Below are 16,308 nucleotides of genomic sequence, written 5' to 3'. Positions count from 1 at the left end.
TTCACACGGTGCACTGTGACGACGTCACCTTCTGCACGGCAACCTGATCAAGCGGGCGTCGCTGCGTTGCACGTCACTGCAGGCCTGTTGTCAGTCGAAAGCCTGCAAAGTCAGAAAACAGCATGCGGCTGAATCTCGTCGTCTTGGTGAAGCGCGTCAATCATCGGTGTCGTCGATGACCTCGACGTGGATGTCGAAGCGGCGCGCTGATTCCACCATCTTTCGGGAGATATCGTCGCCACCAAAGGCCAGCACAACATCCGATTGGAGCAAGGCAACCAGTAGCCCGCGCCAACGCTCGGGGCCATCACCAAACTCCGGGAGAGCGGGCACGATTTGGACATTTGTGCCGGTTCGCTTGGCCCAGCGTTTTGCCAGGCGGTCGGCACCTGAGCGGTTGCCGATGATCAGTAGCGCGATATCGTGGGTGTCGAGCACGCGCTCCATCACGAGGGCGTTGTGGTAGTCGCTCGCGCCACAGACGAACACGATCGGATAGGTCTTGGACACGGCTGAATTTCCTGTCAGGCACGGTGAAGCGACGACTCGGCGTGATCGCTGAATCGTGTAGGCGAATGCCCTATTTAAAGGTCAACGAACGCCGAAGGATGGCGCACCGAACCTAGCTTCGATGCACCACGGGGGCGATCATCGAACGCGGTCAGCTGGCGACGGTGGGTGGGTGTTGCGACCCATGGGCCGTGTGTTCAAGACAGCAACGTGCTGCCTCAAAGCCGGCCTTCATCTCACCGGAAGCCCGCTGCGCCGCCCGCTGGGCCCACCGTACCCGCGCGGTGGCCCGACGCTGACGCCAGCGGTCACGGTGCGTTGGCAACGTGGTTGCTACCGCGGACGCCAGCGGTATCGGGTGACGCATGGGAGGGTGAACGGGGGCCAGGCCGTGGGCTGGCAAGCCGCCGGCGAGCGCCGTAGCACCTCTGCCATCGGCAGGTGGCAGGCGGACGCGTGTCGTATGATCGTGGACAGCCATCATCAACTCCTTTGAAGTTGGTTTTGGTTAGCGGGTCGGGAGTGCTCGAACACTCTCGGCCCGCGCCTCATGACACGAGGGTCATGGCCACTCGCCCAAGCACAACCTCTGCCCCCGCGAGTGACACCGCGACGTTAGCAAAACAGCGGCGATATCGCCTGTCAGCGATGGCCGATACTTTTTGCACGCATGGCAGCCGGTGTAGTTGTCAGTGATGACGTAGCGACGCGCATGGACGCAGGGCGGCAGACAAAGCGGCTGTTACGCCAGCGAATCGCCATTCAACGGCCCCATGGCTGGTCAAGCAGCGATCCAGCACGTGGCGTCACCCGCAGACCTGGCGCAAGCTCAGCCCGTCATGCCAGCGAAAGCTGGCATCCAGTGACTTGATGCGTCCCAACCGTGCCGGCGCAACATAAACGTCGGAGGCTTCTCGCGGCTCAGCGAGGCATGCCCGACTCGTCCTGGTCGCAGCGCACGGTTCAATGCAAATCGATACCCGGTGGGCAGCACGTAGGTGAGCCACCACCCGGCAAGTGCCTCCTGCCATGCGCACACACATGCTCCCAAGCAAGCCGACCTCCCGAACCGTGATGCATTTGGCGTCTACTGGCTTGAAAGCACCCGCGCAATCATGGGATACATTGAAGCTGCCAAAAATGGGGGAGCACGATGCGTAGGGTAGTAGTTTTGGTAGCGGCTGCGATGCTTGCAGCCTGTGGCGGCGTCAAGCCGCTGACGAAGAATCAACCGGTCCTCTCAACGGCATCCGCCAAGTCCCCCAAAGACTTTGCGCAATGCGTTCAAACGCGCTGGACCGAAATCAACACCCACGTCGTGGATGCGCAAAAGTCAGACAGCTATAGCGTCTATCTGCCGGACGTCAGCGAGGGCATGGTCGTGCTGATGGTTGCCAAGCCACTGGGCATCGGCACCGAAGCCAAAGTCTACGAACGCACCGGGCTCGTAGACATGGATCAGTTCAAGGTGGCGGTGCAGCGCTGCATCTGAGTGCAGATGGCAAGACCGAAAAAAGCCCGCCGCGAGCGGGCTTTTTTATTGGGCGGAGTTCAGGCAAAGATTGACTACCTCCATCTTCTTCTTTGGGGGGCTATGCTGGTACTTCGCCAGAAAATGGGGGGAGCGTGCTTCTCCTCTTCTGAGTCTCAAGAAATGGACTCCGACCCTCATCCTTTTGAAAGGAATGCAGCGTGCCTTTCTCCTCATGCATTACAAGGAAGTGCGCAACTCATCTCGCACTCGCAGTGCTCGCCGTTTTGTCTGTCAGCACCGCGCAAGCATCCAGCGCGGACGCCTCCGCGTATCTCGCCGCGCGTGACAAGGCTGTGGCCGAGTTCAAGGCCACAGCCGAAACCAATCCAGCGATCGATCGTCGGCACAACGAGGTGCTGCTGCAGCTGCAGGGCATGTTGAAGACGGTCATCGAGCCGGTGCGATTAGAGGGGTACGCGTCGAGCGGCACGTACAACCTCGAGTCGCTCTTTCCGGAGCTGGGCTACGGCAGGCTGGATGCCATCGTGGTGAATGCGTTGAACGGCAAGTCGAAGGCGTACGTGTCGACGGTGCCGTTGATGGTGAGGTGGCTGGCGGACAATCCCGAAGTCCTCAAGCACCCTGCGCGATCACCAGCCGATGATATGGCTGAGGCGTTCACTTCGGAGGACTTCTACACCTTCGCCATTTCCAGTGACGCGCACTACTACCGGTACGCCGAGTTGCCCGTCAGTGCGCCGCACGGGTCGGGTCGGGCGCGCGCGCTGCTGTATTTTGCAGGGCAGGATGTCACCGCCCCTTATCCTCCGAATGGGCTGGTGGTCGCCGTGATGCGCGGTGAGCGTGTGGTGATCTTCGACGAGCCGGTGGCGGTGCCGGATATCCCCGAGTGTGCTGCGTCGTATAAACAGGATATGGATAAGGCTGAACCGGTGTGGGCGGTGTATCACGCGTCCCACTCAGCGGACGAAGCTACGTTCAATAAGGCGCAAGGCCTGGAAGATGCGGCAGCTCGCAACTTCTATCAGTGCTACGCAAAGCATCTGCCGGGCACGCCGGTTTACGCCGCGCTGGTGCGCGAAGCGCAGGCGCTGGTGGACAAGGTGAAGTAGAGCGATAAAAGGGCGGAGGCAGTTAAGTTTGTTCAACTGCTTCCGCACCATTTCTTCAGAGGTTCTCTCAGCTAAAGGGGACGGAGGTAGTTAAAGTTGCTTAACTACCTCCGCCCCCTTTGATCTCTGTGATCCCACAAGTCTCTGTCTCTCGGAGTGATCCCACATCTCTAAGACGAGATGTGGGATCACTCCGAAAGACGTTTTCAGGGCTTGGCTTTGGGAGCCGTCGACCAGACGGTGCTGGGGGCGTTGAGCTTGGGATCGCGGACAGCTTCCCATTCATAGGCGACAAAGTAGTTGTAGAGATTGGGGCGGAGCGCCTGGAAGGTCTCCGGCTGCTGGATAAAGAGCGAGAGATTCTCGGCGTAAAACTCTTTGTCGCTGGTCTTGCCCTGGTCGGTGATGGCCTTGGCTCGGCCTCCGTCTTTCTTCGCTGCTTCGAGGAATTTGGGGAGATTATGAGCCTCTTTCTTGGCGATCCGCCCACCGGGTTTCTCGGCCGGAGCGATGTCGATGGCGTGGCCTAATTCATGATCGAGGAGGCGGGCGAAATCGGCATCCTTGGCGGTAACGATCTTCTGGAACAGGGTGATGCTTTTCTTCCACGGGCCGGTGTCGGATGTCTTGAAGCTGAAGTCGAAGGAGGCCGCTTCGCCGTCGGGGCCGAACTGCTTGGGTGAGGTCTCGAAGGTAACGTCTCGGATGCGCATAATCAGCGCTTCGTCGACCGTGCCGAGTGAGCGCTCGATCCTTTCCCAGAGGGCGTCGTCGGTAATGGAGGAGCCACGCTTGAGCCGGTAGGGCACGACTTTGCGCTTTTCTATGTCCTTGACCGCGCCGGGATCGGACATTCCCTTGGCGGGGGAGCCGATGGCTTCGACGAGGATCTTGGCTGTGATCTTGCCGGCGGCTTCGCGGCCGACACATGTGAATCGGAAGCTACCCTTGGGGCCTCCGAACCGGGTGAGATCGAGGCTCTCGATGTGAACCAGATGCAGGCGTTTGGAGTGGGCTTTGCCGTCGCTTCCAGGCAGGAGGTCGAAGACGCTCAGAGCGACCTGGCGCAGTCCGCTATAGAGACCGGATTTGACCTTGGCATCTTTGAGGGCTTCGATGGCCGGGACTTCGATGTCGATATCGGCGTTGAGGTTGGTGGCGGCAACGACGGTTCCCTTCAGCCCGAAGAACTGATTCAGAACCAGAGGACTGTTCAGGGCGTCTGTATCGAACTTGAGACTTTGCCGCTCGGTTTCGGAGAACTGGGCGAGCGAGGTCGGTGTAGGGTCGGGTGCGCGCATGAGGACGCTGGGCGGTCCGGGAGCGCGCTGCTGCTGGACGACATGGGTGAGCTCGTGCGCAAGAAGATGGCGGCCGACGGCGGTGTGCGGCGCGTACTCTCCCGCGCCGAACACGATGTCACGACCTGCGGTATAGGCACGAGCCTGGATGGCACGTGCGCCGGCGGCGGCGCTGCTATCGGTGTGGATGCGGACCTGGCTGAAGTCGTGGCCGAAGCGCGGCTGAAAATAGGAGAGCTGTTCTTTGGGCATCGGTGTGCCGCCGCGCTGGGCTGCGTCGACTGCTGTGGTTGTATCCCGATTGACCGAAGAGCGCACCGTCCTCGCAGGTGTGCTGCAGATGGAGGACCGCTGCAAGGATGCCGCTGGACGCACGGTTTCGGTGGCGACGTGATCTGCTTCCTTCATTGAGGCATGGGATGGAAAGCTAACAGTCGCATTGCGCTGGATTGGCGCGTGGTTGATGCGGGCGAAGTCGCCAACAGGAGGCGCACCACCGGGTGTCGGCATGCGCGTGACCTCATCGGCGATCTGATCGGCTTCCTGCTCCGCCGCGTCACCCGGTGAGCTAATGGAGAGTTTCGCCTGGATATCCGCGCTCCTGGAACACACCGGTGCGACCGGCGAGTGGATCGGTATCTCTGCAAGGTCGAAGCCCATGGTGGCCGCATACGGCAAACCACGATCCTTGCTTCCGCGCCACGCTTCCAAGCCGGCGCATGGAGGTATGACCGAGTGCGCGGGTGCAGGCAGCAGGGAAGAGCGCTTTGACGGGGTGCGGGCCGAAACCAGCAGGGGCGCTTTCATCGGGTCAACCTTCGGAGCAAACACGGCAGTTCCTCCAGATTTCCGAGATCAAAGGGGACGGAGGTGGTTAAACGAACTTAACTACCTCCGTCCCCTTTAACGGACGACCTTGCGCGAGCACAGGTCGATCAGGACCGCGAGATAGAGCCATCCTGCACGTGTGCTAATGAAGGTGACGTCACCCACCCAGCACTGGTCGGGTCGTTCGGCATGAAACTGTCGTCGCAATCGATCTGGCGCAACCCGGCGGTGTTGGCGGGCATATCGGGAGATCAAAGGGGACGGAGGTGGTTAAACGAACTTAACTACCTCCGTCCCCTTTAACGAGCCGCTGACGAAGAATCAACCGGTCCTCGCGACAGCATCCGCCAAGTCCCCCAAAGACTTTGCGCAATGCGTTCAAACGCGCTGGACCGAAATCAACGCCCACGTCGTGGATGCGCAAAAGTCAGACAGCTATAGCGTCTAACTGCCGGACGTAAGCGAGGGCATGGTCGTGCTTATGGTTGCCAAGCCACTGGGCACCGAAGCCAAAGTCTACGAACGCACCGGCATCGTAGGCATGGATCAGTTCAAGGTGGCCGTGCAGCGCTGCATCTGAGCGCAGATGGCAAAACCGAAAAAAGCCCGCCGCGAGCGGGCTTTTTTTTGGGGCGGAGTTCGGGCATGGATTAACTACCTCCGTCCCCATTACCCGTCCATCTGGGAAGATCCGAGGCCATCGAATCCGGTCAGAATGTCGCCCTCGCGCCTGCCGCGCCCTCCCATTTTGGTAAGTGTACTTACGGGCACAAGAAATGGATGGCCGAAGCGGACCTCTCCCAAGCTGTTGCAGCAATATCATGCGTGGGGGCAGACTCCGTAGCGCTACACGCCCGCATGAACTCGGCTGTAGCCAACGACATTGTCTATCACTGCTTCTGATAGTTCCTAAAGGGGATGCTATGAAGATGACTCTGTTTCTGGCCTTGGTACTTGCTGTCACTTCTGCGAGGGCCGGGGAAGGCGATGTGCGGCAAATCATGGACACGACACGCCTGCATACTGACCTGCGTGACAGCGATCAATGGTCCAGCCTCGGTCTCCAGGAGAAGCTCAACTCAAGCTACGCCTCTGGCTATGTCGTCGGCGTTGCTGACACCTTGTCTGGGTACGGGTATTGCCCCTCTGAAAATGTTTCGGCTGCTGAATTGACGGCCATTGTTAGGAAGTATCTGGCTGATCACCCGGACAGGTGGCACTACTCTCCGCCGAGTCTTATCAAAGATGCACTCAGCTCGGCATTCCCGTGCCGGAAATCCTGAGTGGCCATGAAAGCCTGCCGATGACACACCATGTTCCCGGTGTGTCCTGAAGTCACCGGATCGCGCGCCGCGCTTCCGGTTGCGTGTGGATCAGGTGCTTCAGTACCTCCGCGTTGCTCGAGTCTCGCCGGATGCGGCCCTCAAGCTTCCGCTGGAGCAGAAAACGGTGCCAGGTTGACTTACCTAAGATCACAAGGGTGGTCCTTTTTAGGTCGATGTGCCGCGCGGGTCTGGCGGGCCGATTGAGCATAGCCTCGATGCATACCTAAAACTTTGGTGATCCCAGCGCCTTCTGTTGGCGGACATACGCTCGTTAGTCAACCTGGTACCGTTTTTCCGGACTGAGGTAGTTCAATGCTGTTGACCACCTCCTCCCCGATTCTTTGAGTGGATTTCGTTGCATGCCAGGGTTGGCGTGAACGTTGGACCCTCGATAGTCTTCCTGGCGCTTACCATGGCGGCTCGTACAAGGTTGAGCCCGATCGATGGGTGAAGCGCGCTTTCAAAAGAAATGGAGCAGGAATGATCACAGGACACGTCTTCATAGCAACCAGTCTCGATGGTTTTATCGCAAGGACCGATGGCGACATCGGCTGGCTCCTTGAACGAGACGATCCGACGGAAGATCATGGCTACTCGAGCTTCATCGCCGACAAGCAAGCGATCGTGATGGGGCGGGGGTGCTATGAAAAAGTTCTCACCATGGGCGAGTGGGCTTACGACAGACCCGTACTCGTGCTGTCGCGGCAATTGGCCGGCAAGCCGGTACCTGGGCATCTAAAGGGAAGGGTGCGGTTCTCTGATGCCACGCCTGCGGAGGCGATGGCGCAACTTGAGGCATCCGGTGTGCGTCGTGTGTATGTCGATGGCGGCCAGCTGGTTCAGTCATTTCTGCGTGACGGATTGATCGCTGACCTGGTGGTCACCACGGTGCCGGTTTTAATCGGGACTGGCCGACCCTTGTTCGGTGCCCTGCAACGCGACGTGAGTCTGTCGCTCGAATCGAGCCATCACTTTCCGTCCGGCCTGGTGCAGTCGACCTATCGCGTGCTGGGCTGATCAGCGACGCCCGAAGAGGGGTGCCATTACGCCGTCCCGGTCGGGCCTCTTGTCTGGGGCGTCCTGACTATGTCGCTGTGACTGGGCAGGATGTGCCAGGTGGAGTTACGCACCTGGTTCGTCATTCAGTTGGTAGCGAAACGAAGCGCCTTGAATTCTCACACCCGCTGGGCGCGGCCGAGGCACAAAAAAAGCCCGCCATAAGGCGGGCTTTTTCTTTTGTATCTGGTACCGGTGATAGGACTCGAACCTACACGACATCGCTGCCAGTGGATTTTGAGTCCTATCAAGAACTAGTTTACAAAACATGCTCTTAGCTGATTTTACGTTCCGCAATGGACTGTTGTTTTGGTCATCTAAGCCATTGAAACCAAAACCGCTAGGAACATTTGCGGAACAGTTATTTGGTCGGCGTGACCTTGTCGCCGCGTCGATTTCGCACGTAGTGCTCGGTCATCGTGACGGTGGTGTGGCCGAGCTGCTGTTGCGCCTGGCGAATGTCCGTGGCGTCGGTCTTGTCAGTGCCAGCCTTGGCGCGAAGATCGCGGAACTGGAATTCGCCAGCCGGTATCCCCGCATCGTCGCGCGCGGTGTTGAACCGGTCGCGCAGCATCCATTCTGACAACGGCCGACCTTGGTCACTGACGATCAGCCGAGTGCTGTGGACCTTGTAGCCAGTCTTTCGTGTCGCGATGCGAGCCAGTAGCGCCGCAAGGTCGCCCACAATCTCGATGCGACGCTTGGCCTTGGTCTTCCCCTGCTTGACGTGCAGGAAGCCCTCACGGATGTCTCGCTGGTCCATGGTGCGCGTATCAGCCACGCGCTGGCCGGTGAGATAGGCCAGGTCCATGGCGTCGCGCAGCGCCTGGTCGCCAAGGTCATAGACGGCCTTGAACACGTCATCCTCGATATACACGTCGCGACCCGTCTCCTTGAAGCCCCTGATGCCAGCGCACGGGTTGGGCAGATCCGTATAGCCTTCTTCGCGGGCCCAATTCCACAGGTGAGAGAGCAGTGCTTTTTCGCGATTGGCGCGCACCTTCGCCTTGGCGCCTCGCCAGCGCAGGAACTTCTTCACGAGGTTGGGCGTGATCGCGTCCAGCGGCCCGGGAGGCTCGTTGAAGAATGAGAGAAGCTGACGCATGCCCTTGTGGTTGTCGCGCTGACTGGCGGCCGCTTTGGTGGGCACAATGATGCCCATGTAGCGATCAGCGACGTATTTGAACGTGATGACCTCTTGCGGCTTCTCCGCGCCGTCGCGCTCGATCTCGGCCCAGCGCTTGATGGCTAGGCCATAGTCGGTGCCGAGCGACTCCTCTTTTCGCGGCTTTCCGCCGTGGTCGTAGAAGTAGTATGTGGTGTCACCGCGCTTGCGAAGGCGTAGGCGGGGGATGGCGTTCGGCGTACTTGGGCGACGTCCCATATCAGGCCGCCTTGTCCGGGCGCCACACGGGCTTCGGCTTGGACTTTTCCGGCATGCCTTCAACCGAAGCGCGCGTCACCACGGGCCAGCCGTGGCCGTCCACGTAGTGGCGGATGCCGTTCTTGCGGAGAAATGAGAGCTGGCGGGCGCGGGTGTGCGCACGGGTCAGTTCAGCGATTTCGGTGCGGGATAGGCAAAGATTCTCAGCCATTCCCAGCCTCCACGCGCGTGGCGGATAGGGCTCGTTCTACGTACTGGCGCTGTGCGGAAGCAAATGCCGGTGAATCAATGTCCTCTACGACAGGTTCTGGCCATTCGCACGCTTCTTTGAATCCAGCGGTGTAAGCGGCTGCGATAGCTGTTACATCACCCATCTGCGCGTTGCTGCGGGTGTAGAGGTCCGGCAGCTCGCCAGCAATGGCATCGGCGATCAGGTGCGCTTCCTCTTTACCTCGACCGATGTCCTGAGCGTCCACGCTGAGAAGATCGATCAGGCGGTACGGGCAGCCGTCCTCGTCCTGGCTGTAGGTCAGGCAGTGGTCGATAAGGATCTTCTCGATGCGGTCTCGGATGGCGATGCCATTCGCCACAGCCTCATCCCCATCCGGCGCGGTGGCAACTTGTAAGTGATCATTACAGGTTGCGTCTTGGGCGCGGTTGTTCCAGGTATCGCGCACTTCTTGGTACGTCTGCGGACACTCATTGCCATTGGATACGAACTGGCCACCGCTGCGCGCGCGGCACTTGTTGCATTCCACGAAGAGGAAGCGCCCAAACCCGTCGTAGTCACTCTCATGGGAGATGAGCGAAGGTGCGCCGCAAAAAGGGCAAGCCAGCAGCGTCTTTTCAGTCATGGTAGGGAGCCTCCGGGTCAAATCCATGGCGCACGCACAACTGGCACGCATACGTGCTCCCAAGACCGAAGGTCTCCATTACCAGCCTCCACATGGGCATGCGCCGAGTTGGCTTCATGCTCCTGAGCGCACGGCGAATAAGTTCGCTGTCTGGGATGCTATCTACGGTTTTCTCGTCCATTGCCTAACCCCTCAAAAAGGAATCGTTTCCGACCAATCCGCGCACCCCTTAGGCTGCACGTCGCTGGGAACCTGAGCCGTCCAGCGCCCGCACCAGCCATCCCGGAACGCCTCGCACTCCTGGCACGGCGTCAGGTCGGGAAGCGCCTGGAGCGCTGCCAGCGTCCGCTGAGCCGACAGGATCATTCGCGCTCGTTCGTTGATGTTCGGTTGCGTGAGACTCATTGAAACGGTGCTCCAGGATGTCGGGGTATTTGTCGGTTTCGTCGACGAGAATTGATTCAGGCGTTGGCAGCTTCCACGCCAGCGGCAGGGCTTCTTCCACCGTGCGCGGGCACTGGTCGGTCGTGCGCGCCTGCCACCAGCGCAGCGCCTTGGCGCGCGGCATGCCGTCGTGCTCGATGCATATCCACTCGCTGAAGCGGCGCAGGCCGCACTGGTAGGTCACCTTCAAGCTTGGCGTCTTGCCGGCCTTGTCGTGGCGTGCGTAGCTCACGCTGGACACCGTGTGCACAGTGCGCACCTTCTCGCGCTCGGTGCTTAGCACGGGGGCATCTACCGGCCTGTCGCTATGCGCCGGATCGCCGCTGGTGAACTCAAACTCGCACACGTCGCACTTGCGCATGCCGTAGGGGAGCAACGACTTACACTTCGGGCACTCCTTCATACGGCCCTTTTCTACTTCCGCCTTCTGGCCAGCTTTGCGAGGACGGCTCACGCTGATCTGGTCGACTGGGCCGTGTTCCAGCAGGTTGCCGGCGAAGTCGAGCACCAGGCAATCACTCTTCCCGTTGGCAATGCGGAAGCCGCGACCGATTTGCTGATACATCAACCCGGGCGACTTGGTTGGGCGCAACATGGCCACGCAATCGATGTGCGGGGCGTCGAAGCCCTCGCTTAGCACGTTGACGTTGACCATGCAGCGGATGCGGCCTTCTTTGTACGCATTGATCAGCGAGGTGCGCTCACCCTTAGGCGTCTTTCCGCTGACGACGGCGCAAGTGATGCCACGTGCTTTGACCGCATCGCGCACGGCCTCGGCATGCTTCACATTCACGCAAAACACGATCCATGCGCGGCGGACGGAAGCGCGCGTGCACAACTCGGCCACGGTTCGCTCCACCAGCCCGTTGGCCATCATGGCGTCGGCAAGCTCGCCCTCGTCGTACTCGCCGCCCTTGGTATGCACCTTTGACAGGTCGGCCAGCTCCAAGCCGCCCGGCGTGACCAGTCGCGACAGGTAGCCGTCTGCGATCAGGTCCGGAATGCGGGCCTCGTAGGCGATCTCGTTTAGCACGTAGTCCGGCCCGCAGATCGGGATGGCCTTGCCTTTGAGGCGGTATGGCGTGGCGGTCAGGCCGATCACGCGCAGGTTCGGATTGAACTTTTTGCAGTCGTCAATGAACTTCCGATAGCTGCCTTCGCCGTCGAGCGGGATGCGCTGAGCTTCGTCGATGATCAGAATGTCGAAGCGGCCGAGCTGGTGCGCGATCTTCGCCACGCTCTGGATCTGCATATACAGCACAGCGTCGAAGCGATCGCGGCGGCGAAGGCCGGCGGCATAGATGCCCATGGGGGCATTCGGCCACAGAGCCCGCAGCTTGGCTGCGTTCTGAGATACCAATTCCTGTACATGGGCAAGAATGCCCACGCGGCCACCCCACTGCTTGACGGCCTCCATGGCGATGGCGGCCATGAGCGGGGACTTGCCGGCGCCAGTGGGCAGCACGAGCGCTGGGTTGCCTTCGCGGTTGCGGAGGAAGTCCCAGCACGTGTCCAATGCTGTCTGTTGATAGTGGCGCAGTTGCATCACGCCGCCTTCCGCGCCGGCGGCACGCGATGCCGATGGCTCGACCCGCCAACCACCCCGCGCTCAGTCTTGGCGGCCAGCAGGTCGTCAGAGATCATGCGCCACAGCTGAAAGGTGCCAATGTTTCCGGTGTACACGCCGACCATCTCGTCTGCGATGGCATCGGCCGGTGCTTCGACCGTCACCTTGCCATCAGGTGCGAGGCACACGGCGCGCGGGATGTCGTAGTCGCAGATGATGCGTGCGGCACGGTCCGCGCAATGGCTGATGGTGTGTTGGCCGATACGGCCGCAGGGGCGCTCGTTCATGGGGCACCGCCGACGCGCGCAAGGGCTTCGTCTGCTGCGTTTGCATGCGTGTCACACATGCGCGCATGGCCATGGTCACCGGAGAGTCTTAGCTGCTTTGCTGCTTCGCGGAGCATGTCGCGGGTCCCGCGCTGGCGTTTTATCAACTCGCTCACGGCCTCGTGAGCCTCAATCATCTGCCGCTCCGCCAAATCGCGCTCATCAAGCTCCAGGCACTCGATGGCCAGTTTCATAACGGCCAGTACATCCACTTTCTGTTGTGTGCTCACGCCGCCTCCTTCAAAGGCTCAACCAAGCGCCCCGCAAAAGCGTCGCGCAAACCATTCGTTACCGAGTCGCGGATCTGTGCCGGCGTGGAAGCCGCCAGCTCCGTGCTCTCAAAACTGCCCGGCCCGCACGCACCATTGCGGAACACGAAGCCGTCAGCGGCCTTGTATTCGACCCAGTTATCACTAGGCGACGCGTCTGCAACTTCACCCCATCGCTTTAGCAGGATCGGGATGTAGCGGTGCTCGGCGCATGCGCTTCGCTGCGCATCCAGCGGAATATCCGCGCCCCACTTAGCGCAGGACCAGCGGCCGTCACCGTCTTTCTCGGGTGTCGCGTGCAGGCAGGTGCGGCACGACACTTGGGGCAACTGGCTGGTGTGGCAGACCTTGGCGGCGGGGCACATTTTGCATTTGTAGAAAGAGGCGTCGGTCGAGATGCCCGGAAGCGGCTCCTGCGCATAAATGACTCGCTCAGCTTTCGCTTCCAGGCGCTTACCTTGCTCCTGGTCGGCTTCGATGCGCTCGACGTGCAGGCTGTCATCGTCCTTGCAGGCGGCCAGATACAGCGTGCGTGTCAGCGATGCGAGGTGCATCTCAAGCTGGTTTTGCGCGACGTGCTCAGGCTTCGCGACCGCGACACCCTTGCCGGGATAGGGAAAGTTCGCGGGGTCTTGCTCGTGCTTCTTGCGATCCTCGGGCTTGCCGGCAAGCTCGGTGAATCCCTTCTCGTTCGATGTCTTGAACGACAAGTTGTGCCACGTCTTTGGCGCTTCGGGCACGCCCAGCGCAACACCGTCGATCTTCGCGACCAGATGCCCACCGCAGCCGGTGAACTCGAACTGTTCGCCGGTCGCCGGGTCGATGTCGCGCACGTCGCAGCCAATGCCGCGCAGCTCTTCGATGAAGCGCGGCTCTTCGAGATGCCCGCGATTGAACAGGCGCAACATGCGTCCGTTGAACTTCTCCGGCGCACTCCATCGGAATCCGTACCACAAGCGGCGCTCGCACTCTTGGCCGATGATTGACGCACCAAGGCGGCGCGACAGGCGCTGCGGCTTGTTTTCCCACCATGCAAGGATGGCTTTACGGGTTAGAGATTCAGGTTTTTCGGATAGCAGGGCCATGATGGGTTCCTGGTTCGAAAAGAGGTGGAAGTGGGCGCGTCTTTCACCGCGCAATGGCGCTTCGTAGTCCAGCGTTAGCCTTAGCTCCACGCCGCCACTTCCAAAAAAGAGACCTGGCTATTGCGTCTACACCGGCCAGTGCGGCGAAGGAGGCGAGCTTCCTTGCTCTGGTGCGCAACTCACCCTGAGATTGCTTAGGCGGCTTTCTTCCACGGCGGCGTGTTGTCGCCGGCGGTGGCAGGAGCGGCCGTGTTCTGATGCGTCTGCGTCGCAACATGAGCCGCACCGTCCGACTTCTTCCACGCCTTGATTTCGTTCGTGTCGCGGTCGTAGGTGTAGCCGTTCTTCTTGGTGGTGCCGGCCTTGATGAACTCGACACGGATCACATGCGGCTTGTAGTGCAGTTCCTGCGAGTCATTCGGATCGCGCACGCCGGTCGCTTCGCGGATGCTTGCGAACTCACGATTGGCGATTTCCTGCGCCTGCTGGTTCGGGCTGCGAAGGTTCAGGCGGTGCCAGAGCTTGCGACCCTTGTACGGGCCTTCCGTCACTTCGTAGGCCAGTTCCAGGTACTCTCCGTCGCCAGCCTTGGTCGACTTCATGTCGCTGTCGACGATGACGGCCATCTGGTCGCCTGTCGGGATAGCCTCAAACGACTTCTGCGCTTCGGCGTTCGCGTCGTACATGTTGTGTAGGTTTGCCATGTTCATGTTTCCTTGGTTCGGGTTGGTGGTGCAATGGGAGGGGCGCCGAGTGCGTCGTTTCAACCTTGCGGCTCAAAAGCTGTCATGCACTCGGATGGTTCTGCTCCACGACATGCGCTTGCGCGCCGCCCCGTAGTCGTTACGCCGCCTGCGCGAGCGCCACACCGCCCGGCACATACGGCGCGAACGGGTTGTCACCCTTGGCATACGGAATGTCGCGCTCGATGCCAAAGCGGTTCTTACTGATGTGCGAGGGCGTCGGGTAGCAGGTGATGATCCGGCTGCCGTCCGAGTGCGCGCGCTTTTTGTCGGCGTCGCCCGTGGTGAAGGTCTTGAGCTTGATGAAGGCGACGAGATCCACGTTGTCGCTGTAGTGCGACACGGACTTCTTGTGCATGCGGATGGTGTAGCGTGTGTACGGGTCAGCGTCGGGCAGCTCCAACGTCTCGCTGTCAGCGTGAGCGATGAACACCACGTTCATGCCCTTGGTCGCGGACAGCGAGCCGGCCCATTCACGCAGACGGCGGTGGCGATCCGACACGGCCGAGTGACCGGCACCGTAGCCACCCATGGCCTGATTGATGCTCTTGGCCTTCGGGTCGGACGCGACCACTTCGGCCTCGATCAGCGTGTTGAGCTGGGTGATCGAGTCGATCACCAGCGTCTGAAACGGGTGATCTTCGGTCGCCAGTGATTCGATGGCGTCGAACACGTCCTGCGAGGAACCCGCGACCGGGAACAGCGCGACATCGTTGCGGCCGGCGAGTGACGCGGTGCCGTCTTCAGTACGGATGATGACCGGCGACGGGAAGCTGGCAGCGAGCGAGGTCTTGCCCATGCCGCCTTCGCCTACCAAGGTGGCGATGATGGGGCGCTGTGCGTTCGGTGCGGTGAGTGTGGAGAGAGGAATGGCCATGGCTTAGGGCTCCGGGTTAGGACCAGGTTTGATGAATTTCGGCGACGTGCTCGTTGCCGTCGTACTCGTCTATTTCCCAGTTGATGCCATAAGGAACTTCGACGATCCGCAGGGACGCGCAGCTCCCATTGGCCGACTCTCCGAGCTTTTCAATGACCGCGATCAGGTCGAGGTCATTGCGAGGAATGTCACGTCCATGGGGTACGGATGCGGACTCGTAAGCCTTGTTGCTTGCAACGCGCTGCTCCATGGTCATTTCGTGCCAGCCATCCTGTGAAGGGATGCCATCGACGGTTTCGCAGCGAAACGCGCTTACACGGAGCAGGCTGGTGTCGTTGAAGGCTTCCTCGTCCGTGATGCGGACGTAGGGCTTGCGAAACCCCTCCTGTCGAAAGAAGTGGCAAGGTATGCCCTTGCGATCGCAGTAGGCCTTTAGCGCCCGATTGGATAGGCCGAAGCCGCCAAAGCAAGCATTTATAGCGATCTTCATCACGCCGCCTCCCGCATTTCTTCCGCCACGCGCTCGATCTTCACGCTCGGCTTAGCGGGTTTTGAGGTAATCGCCTGGGCGAGCACGGCGTAGGCGTCCGGCTCATTACTCTGGAGATACCTGAGCCCGGCCAGCACAAGCGAGGGCTTGTAGGTGACAGCCTGTTCAAGCAGACCGGGCGCGATGTTGTCCTTGATCGCCGCCAGTGCCGGCCCATCCACCGTGCGATTCATCGCGTAGGTGATCGACACCTTGTAGTCGCCACCCTTCATGGTGACGCTGCCCTCGGTCTTGGCAGGCAGCAGAGCTATGAGTTCGTTTTCGGCGCGCAGGCGATCAGCGGTGGCTTTCGCTTCGGCGAACTTGGCGATTTCCAAGTTGCGCGCGGCTTCGTCGATGGGGTTCATGCGGAGGCCTTCTGCGCGACGTGGCGAGTCCAGTTAACGGGCAGGGTCTTGTACGCGTGACTCGTGTCCGAGCTACGATTTGCGAAGCGGCGAACGGCCTTCGCATAGCCGCGCTTGCCGGCCTTAACGCGGCGCTCTTGAATGGCGATTGCCTGTTTCTGATTCGTGACCACGTCAGTTCTCCGGTGTGTGTTATTGCGCCAGCCAAAGCAGGCAGGCGCAGGCAAATTCGATG

Annotated in this window: 19 protein-coding genes; 4 read left to right on the top strand and 15 right to left on the bottom strand. The window is 60.5% G+C overall.

Translation table 11 applies throughout. The annotated features are described in order from the left end of the window. Window positions 1-156: 156 nt before the first annotated feature. Window positions 157-510: an SLOG family protein gene (locus tag AC0GUR_RS05730; protein WP_472876512.1), complete on the bottom strand. Its 354-nt coding sequence runs from the start codon at window positions 508-510 to the stop codon at window positions 157-159. Between the two features lie 1,153 nt (window positions 511-1,663). Here AC0GUR_RS05730 and AC0GUR_RS05725 point away from each other — a divergent pair. Then, entirely contained in the window at window positions 1,664-2,002 is a 339-nt protein-coding gene (locus tag AC0GUR_RS05725; protein WP_472876511.1) for a hypothetical protein, read from the top strand. 266 nt (window positions 2,003-2,268) lie between these two features. Next, window positions 2,269-3,117, top strand: a complete 849-nt coding sequence (locus tag AC0GUR_RS05720) for a hypothetical protein (protein WP_472876510.1) — start codon at window positions 2,269-2,271, stop codon at window positions 3,115-3,117. A 206-nt stretch (window positions 3,118-3,323) separates the two neighbouring features. Here the strand turns inward: AC0GUR_RS05720 and AC0GUR_RS05715 are convergent, their stop codons facing one another. Together AC0GUR_RS05715 and AC0GUR_RS05710 are read right to left on the bottom strand one after the other, a co-directional pair. Then, the gene (locus AC0GUR_RS05715; RefSeq protein ID WP_472876509.1) at window positions 3,324-5,249 is read right to left on the bottom strand and encodes an eCIS core domain-containing protein; all 1,926 of its coding nucleotides are present in this window, start codon (window positions 5,247-5,249) and stop codon (window positions 3,324-3,326) included. A 72-nt stretch (window positions 5,250-5,321) separates the two neighbouring features. Beyond that, window positions 5,322-5,453 (bottom strand): DDE-type integrase/transposase/recombinase, encoded by a 132-nt coding sequence (locus AC0GUR_RS05710; protein ID WP_472876508.1) that lies wholly within the window; start codon window positions 5,451-5,453, stop codon window positions 5,322-5,324. A gap of 716 nt (window positions 5,454-6,169) precedes the next feature. Between AC0GUR_RS05710 and AC0GUR_RS05705 the strand changes: the two genes are divergently transcribed. Then, window positions 6,170-6,529 (top strand): Rap1a/Tai family immunity protein, encoded by a 360-nt coding sequence (locus AC0GUR_RS05705; RefSeq protein WP_472876507.1) that lies wholly within the window; start codon window positions 6,170-6,172, stop codon window positions 6,527-6,529. A gap of 489 nt (window positions 6,530-7,018) precedes the next feature. Then, complete coding sequence (locus tag AC0GUR_RS05700; RefSeq protein ID WP_472876506.1) at window positions 7,019-7,588, top strand: dihydrofolate reductase family protein; 570 nt, start codon at window positions 7,019-7,021, stop codon at window positions 7,586-7,588. Window positions 7,589-7,988: 400 nt separating this feature from the next. Here the strand turns inward: AC0GUR_RS05700 and AC0GUR_RS05695 are convergent, their stop codons facing one another. The 12 genes from AC0GUR_RS05695 to AC0GUR_RS05640 form a co-directional block, all read right to left on the bottom strand. Beyond that, window positions 7,989-9,011: a tyrosine-type recombinase/integrase gene (locus AC0GUR_RS05695; RefSeq protein ID WP_472876505.1), complete on the bottom strand. Its 1,023-nt coding sequence runs from the start codon at window positions 9,009-9,011 to the stop codon at window positions 7,989-7,991. Window position 9,012: 1 nt separating this feature from the next. Next, window positions 9,013-9,222, bottom strand: a complete 210-nt coding sequence (locus AC0GUR_RS05690) for a DUF4224 domain-containing protein (RefSeq protein ID WP_472876504.1) — start codon at window positions 9,220-9,222, stop codon at window positions 9,013-9,015. Next, a complete protein-coding gene (locus AC0GUR_RS05685; RefSeq protein WP_472876503.1) occupies window positions 9,215-9,865 on the bottom strand; it encodes a Lar family restriction alleviation protein in 651 nt (216 codons plus the stop codon). The genes AC0GUR_RS05690 and AC0GUR_RS05685 overlap by 8 nt, the downstream gene beginning before the upstream one ends. A 229-nt stretch (window positions 9,866-10,094) precedes the next feature. Continuing rightward, complete coding sequence (locus tag AC0GUR_RS05680) at window positions 10,095-11,855, bottom strand: DEAD/DEAH box helicase (RefSeq protein WP_472876861.1); 1,761 nt, start codon at window positions 11,853-11,855, stop codon at window positions 10,095-10,097. Further along, window positions 11,855-12,163: a hypothetical protein gene (locus AC0GUR_RS05675; protein ID WP_472876502.1), complete on the bottom strand. Its 309-nt coding sequence runs from the start codon at window positions 12,161-12,163 to the stop codon at window positions 11,855-11,857. Before AC0GUR_RS05675 ends, AC0GUR_RS05680 begins: the two co-directional genes overlap by 1 nt. Beyond that, window positions 12,160-12,432, bottom strand: a complete 273-nt coding sequence (locus AC0GUR_RS05670; RefSeq protein ID WP_472876501.1) for a hypothetical protein — start codon at window positions 12,430-12,432, stop codon at window positions 12,160-12,162. Before AC0GUR_RS05670 ends, AC0GUR_RS05675 begins: the two co-directional genes overlap by 4 nt. Further along, window positions 12,429-13,379, bottom strand: a complete 951-nt coding sequence (locus AC0GUR_RS05665; RefSeq protein ID WP_472876500.1) for a hypothetical protein — start codon at window positions 13,377-13,379, stop codon at window positions 12,429-12,431. The genes AC0GUR_RS05670 and AC0GUR_RS05665 overlap by 4 nt, the downstream gene beginning before the upstream one ends. A gap of 371 nt (window positions 13,380-13,750) precedes the next feature. Beyond that, window positions 13,751-14,260: a DUF669 domain-containing protein gene (locus AC0GUR_RS05660; RefSeq protein ID WP_472876499.1), complete on the bottom strand. Its 510-nt coding sequence runs from the start codon at window positions 14,258-14,260 to the stop codon at window positions 13,751-13,753. Window positions 14,261-14,399: 139 nt separating this feature from the next. Beyond that, on the bottom strand, window positions 14,400-15,176 hold the full coding sequence (locus AC0GUR_RS05655) for an ATP-binding protein (protein WP_472876498.1): 777 nt from the start codon (window positions 15,174-15,176) through the stop codon (window positions 14,400-14,402). Between the two features lie 16 nt (window positions 15,177-15,192). Next, entirely contained in the window at window positions 15,193-15,666 is a 474-nt protein-coding gene (locus AC0GUR_RS05650; protein ID WP_472876497.1) for a hypothetical protein, read from the bottom strand. Further along, window positions 15,666-16,073, bottom strand: coding sequence for a DUF7173 family protein (locus tag AC0GUR_RS05645; protein WP_472876496.1), 408 nt, complete (start codon window positions 16,071-16,073; stop codon window positions 15,666-15,668). Before AC0GUR_RS05645 ends, AC0GUR_RS05650 begins: the two co-directional genes overlap by 1 nt. Further along, window positions 16,070-16,246 (bottom strand): hypothetical protein, encoded by a 177-nt coding sequence (locus AC0GUR_RS05640; RefSeq protein WP_472876495.1) that lies wholly within the window; start codon window positions 16,244-16,246, stop codon window positions 16,070-16,072. The genes AC0GUR_RS05645 and AC0GUR_RS05640 overlap by 4 nt, the downstream gene beginning before the upstream one ends. Between the last annotated feature and the right edge of the window lie 62 nt (window positions 16,247-16,308).

The sequence above is a fragment of the Dyella sp. PARNA 12/25 genome (assembly GCF_055702865.1).
The sequence above is the reverse complement of the archived record's forward strand: the minus strand, read 5'-3'. Positions and strand labels throughout refer to the sequence as shown.

Coding starts and splice junctions, on each gene's coding strand:
- AC0GUR_RS05705 (WP_472876507.1), top strand. CDS start 6,170: ATGAAGATGACTCTGTTTCTGGCCTTGGTACTTGCTGTCACTTCTGCG.
- AC0GUR_RS05665 (WP_472876500.1), bottom strand. CDS start 13,379: ATGTTGCGCCTGTTCAATCGCGGGCATCTCGAAGAGCCGCGCTTCATC.
- AC0GUR_RS05690 (WP_472876504.1), bottom strand. CDS start 9,222: ATGGCTGAGAATCTTTGCCTATCCCGCACCGAAATCGCTGAACTGACC.
- AC0GUR_RS05660 (WP_472876499.1), bottom strand. CDS start 14,260: ATGGCAAACCTACACAACATGTACGACGCGAACGCCGAAGCGCAGAAG.
- AC0GUR_RS05645 (WP_472876496.1), bottom strand. CDS start 16,073: ATGAACCCCATCGACGAAGCCGCGCGCAACTTGGAAATCGCCAAGTTC.
- AC0GUR_RS05695 (WP_472876505.1), bottom strand. CDS start 9,011: ATGGGACGTCGCCCAAGTACGCCGAACGCCATCCCCCGCCTACGCCTT.
- AC0GUR_RS05675 (WP_472876502.1), bottom strand. CDS start 12,163: ATGAACGAGCGCCCCTGCGGCCGTATCGGCCAACACACCATCAGCCAT.
- AC0GUR_RS05650 (WP_472876497.1), bottom strand. CDS start 15,666: ATGAAGATCGCTATAAATGCTTGCTTTGGCGGCTTCGGCCTATCCAAT.
- AC0GUR_RS05655 (WP_472876498.1), bottom strand. CDS start 15,176: ATGGCCATTCCTCTCTCCACACTCACCGCACCGAACGCACAGCGCCCC.
- AC0GUR_RS05685 (WP_472876503.1), bottom strand. CDS start 9,865: ATGACTGAAAAGACGCTGCTGGCTTGCCCTTTTTGCGGCGCACCTTCG.
- AC0GUR_RS05725 (WP_472876511.1), top strand. CDS start 1,664: ATGCGTAGGGTAGTAGTTTTGGTAGCGGCTGCGATGCTTGCAGCCTGT.
- AC0GUR_RS05680 (WP_472876861.1), bottom strand. CDS start 11,855: ATGCAACTGCGCCACTATCAACAGACAGCATTGGACACGTGCTGGGAC.